Below are 3,783 nucleotides of genomic sequence, written 5' to 3' on the forward strand. Positions count from 1 at the left end.
CCTTTATGCTTTCCATCCTTGTATCCATACCACTTTTCATTTTTTTCCATAATAAATTGTTTATCAGTTTCAAATCCAACCAATTTATAAGGGCCATAGGACATATAATTGTCTACAGATGTACCATATTTCGTTGCTGTTAAGTTATTTATTGTTTGTTTATTCGATTCATAAATATCCTCTTTCACAATCCAGTTACTTGTCATATTAGATAAGAAATAAAACATAGTAACAGGCGTTTGGGTTATATAAAGTAATTGATAATCACCAGTCTTCACAAGACCAACATCTTCCCATGGAGTGTTTACATATGTACCTGTGGAATAGAATAACATTTCCATAAACTCTTCATCATACCCGCTGCCAAATAATGAGCAAATTCCCTTAACTGCAGCAAGTACTTCCTCACTTGCAGGGATAAATTCTTTGTCACCAATTAAGGTTACTAGTTCCTGATAGTAGTCCTTTCCATCAGAACCGGTAAATTTTTCAGCACCATATTTTTCATAAGCATCCGCTAAACTACTTCCAAAAAACGCATTTACTTCATTTAATCCTGCATACATCTTATCCGTATCAGTGATAGCAAGGCCATATGCGGCCCCATCATAGATTGATGAATAAATAGGAGTACCTGCTTTGTCATTATTGAAATAGTTTCTTGCATTATAGATAGCTGTTGTGCCATCAAAGTAAGTATTGGCACGGTAATTCTTCATTCCAGAATCTAATAACATCTTCATGGAATAAATATATGTATCTGCATTGATGGATGTACCATCTTCCCATGTAGCTAATTTATTTAGGTCTATCTGATAAACTCGACCTGAATCCTCTGTAATATTATACTTCTCTTTGTCAGCAAATGTTGCAGTAACATCACTGATAGCATCTGCCATCTCATAAACCCAAGCAAAGTTCACACCATCCTCAGCGATTGTAGTATCTACAAGACCTGGAGCGCAGTACTGTCGTAAAAGATCATCTGCACTGGATTCCCAAGTATGTGGATTCCAGTTTGTAGGAGAAGCAGCAATTGATAGGTTCAGTGTATAAGTTTCACCTTTTTCTGCTTCAGGAGTAGGAGCTTCAGTGGAACCTTCGACTGTTGGGGTAGGGTCGTTCACTAATGTCTCTTTGTCCTTGTTGCCCTTACTACATGCTGCCATGGAAAAAGTCAATACGCATGCAACAGAAAGAGCGATGGTTCTGTTAATAATTTTCTTCATGAATTTTCCTCCTTATTTTTTATATGTAAACAGTATTATAAGCACATTTTTACCATTTGAAGTAAAAATGACTTTATACTGAAAACTTAAATATTGCTGGTTTCCACTGTTATTCATTTTTTTCGACTCTTCACAAAATATTTAAACAAAAAGAGCCAGTGCTAAAAACAGACCGACTCTTTAATCCGACTATAAATTTATAATGGTATAGATTAGTATAATTTTTTTTGATAGTTCCACTATTTATAATCAGAATAAATAAGCTTTCTATAATATTATATAGAGGAAAAACATAATATTCTTACAAATATTAGTTTATTATAATATAATCGTTTTTGTTCTATTCTATATATAATAAAAAGTTATCTAATTAGATACTTTATTAACCTTATTCCAATTTAAATTTTTTTCTTAGTTTTTGTACATTATAACATTATTTCCAAATTTTTCAATAAAAAGTTTATTTAAATTTAAATTACTATTGATTTTCTATTTTTTAGCCTTAAATAATAGTGAATTAGCTCTTTCTTATCCAAAAATTCATAGTAGTATTTAGCAAAAAAAGGTTGGAAATGCTTTTTAACACCCCAGATTCCTTAATATATCCCCATACCATATAATAACTTCCTTCAAACGGTAAATCTCTGAATCTCTTGTAACCGTTATCCATACTTTGCATTAAAAGGGCACAAAAAAAGCTAGTGGTTAACTAGCTAAATTCTTGTTGTATATTTAATTTTACTCTATTTTCCCTGCAATCACCAAACCATCCAATACAGAATTTCCATGAGGTGCCTCGTCGAGTTCTTCTGAAAGATCCATTCCAGCTTTTTGACTATGATACTTCCCATCTTTCCACTCCAGAACATCTGTGACATCATAGAGCTGACCATTATAAGCAATATTAGCTTTATTTCCATTTTCTCAATTGTATTTTACAATTATCTAATGTAAAGGACTATAATTTTGAAACATCTACTGAATCATATACCTGAGATATATTCTCTTTCCCTGCTACCGCATTTAATGCATTGGGAATAATTAGATGAATTGCAATTCCAAGAATGATCAAAACAGCTAGTATACGATGAGCAATGAACCATGCTCCTTTTCTTGGTTTCTTCTTTACGTTTGCATAAACACCTAGTAATACCTGTAAAATCATTATAATAGCAGCAATACATCCGGTTACATTGATTCCGAACTTAGTAAACTGGGCTATAAAATGTGCAAGTAAGAACACAACCGTAGCCAATCCAAAATATTTGTGATTACGTATAAATATAGTCATCATAATTTTCATTATCTTCTTACCCGTTGGATAATCAGATATCTTCTTACCAAAATGTTTATTCACATATTTCAAACAGTAATTCAATATTGTACCAGTAAAAGCAAAGACTAGAAGCCAGCCAAATAATCCACCTAACTCTTCAAACATATGAACCCCTCCTACTATGTATTTTGGAATGTTAATTAATGCTACTAACACTAGTATATTACAACAGTTTCATAATGTTTTCAAATAGTTTCTGTGGTGTATAAACTGCCGTACTTTTTCTATATTCACTTTTTCTATATTCACTTTTTCTTGTATCTATCATGTTGTATGGAAGGATAAGCGAGGTAACCCTTACTTGGCATATCTTCCAACGCTTATCCTTACTTAGAATTCTTTTGATTTTTTGTTGCACACATGCTTTTCTTACCCAAGTTGTATAGGAGTATTAAGTATAGTTCGAATTCCTCATTCGATAGAATTTACGCGAGTGGAGTTTTTTATATATTCAATCACTTTATTTTTTGCATCAAAGTTTTTTGTTTTAATTTTTTCTCCCCATTTCTGCTTAATAATCTCCAGGGAGTCTTTTTCTACATCAACTCTTTCACTATTGGCAAAGTAGCAAAAGAAAGTACCTATATCATTGTTAGTGCCTTTATACGACCATGTTGTCCAACTTATATTGTTTTCTTCACACATTTTAATTCCATTCAAATTCTGGAACTCACCAATGTATCCAGCTACACCATATTTACTCATTGTAGCTGCCATATCCTCTACCCATCGTATAAATCCTTGATCATCATCATATAAATGGGTTTGGTACATCATATTGGTCCAACCCATTTCTCTAGGATCAGGTAGATTCGATACACGCCAAATACCTTCCACTGTAATAATATGATTATCTCCTGTTTCTCGAATTGCTTTAATCATACTATCATAAATCTGATTGGTCATTTCCCATGATTCCTGTTTCCAAGGATCATAGCTATTCTCACCCTCATATCCGGTATTATTTTGTGGCTCATTCATAATATCATAAGCTGCAATTGTACTTGTATCCTTATACCTGTTTGCAATAGCCACCCATAACTTCTTCATTGATTCTTGACAAACAGCATTGGTATATAGACTATTCCTAGCTAATGTACCGCAACAATGATCCATGCTCTGACCGCCAGGGCAGCCATGTAAATCTAATATAACATACATTCCATACCTTTCAGCCATCTGAATAATCCAGTCTATTCGTTTAAAACCGGGGTTTTT

General features: G+C 32.9%; 2 protein-coding genes and 1 pseudogene. All 3 read right to left on the bottom strand.

What is annotated here, in order from left to right:
* Positions 1 to 1,229 (bottom strand): annotated as a pseudogene (locus RTP52_RS05940) (ABC transporter substrate-binding protein); the annotation flags it as partial.
* A 958-nt stretch (positions 1,230 to 2,187) separates the two neighbouring features.
* The gene (locus RTP52_RS05945) at positions 2,188 to 2,670 is read right to left on the bottom strand and encodes a hypothetical protein (protein WP_312369845.1); all 483 of its coding nucleotides are present in this window, start codon (positions 2,668 to 2,670) and stop codon (positions 2,188 to 2,190) included.
* 306 nt (positions 2,671 to 2,976) lie between these two features.
* Positions 2,977 to 3,783 (bottom strand): glycoside hydrolase family 5 protein (locus RTP52_RS05950; protein ID WP_312369847.1); only part of this gene is annotated, 807 nt, incomplete at its 5' end.

Source organism: Lachnoclostridium sp. (assembly GCF_031997925.1).
Taxonomy (GTDB): Bacteria; Bacillota; Clostridia; order Lachnospirales; family Lachnospiraceae; genus Lachnoclostridium.

Coding starts and splice junctions, on each gene's coding strand:
- RTP52_RS05945 (WP_312369845.1), bottom strand. CDS start 2,670: ATGTTTGAAGAGTTAGGTGGATTATTTGGCTGGCTTCTAGTCTTTGCT.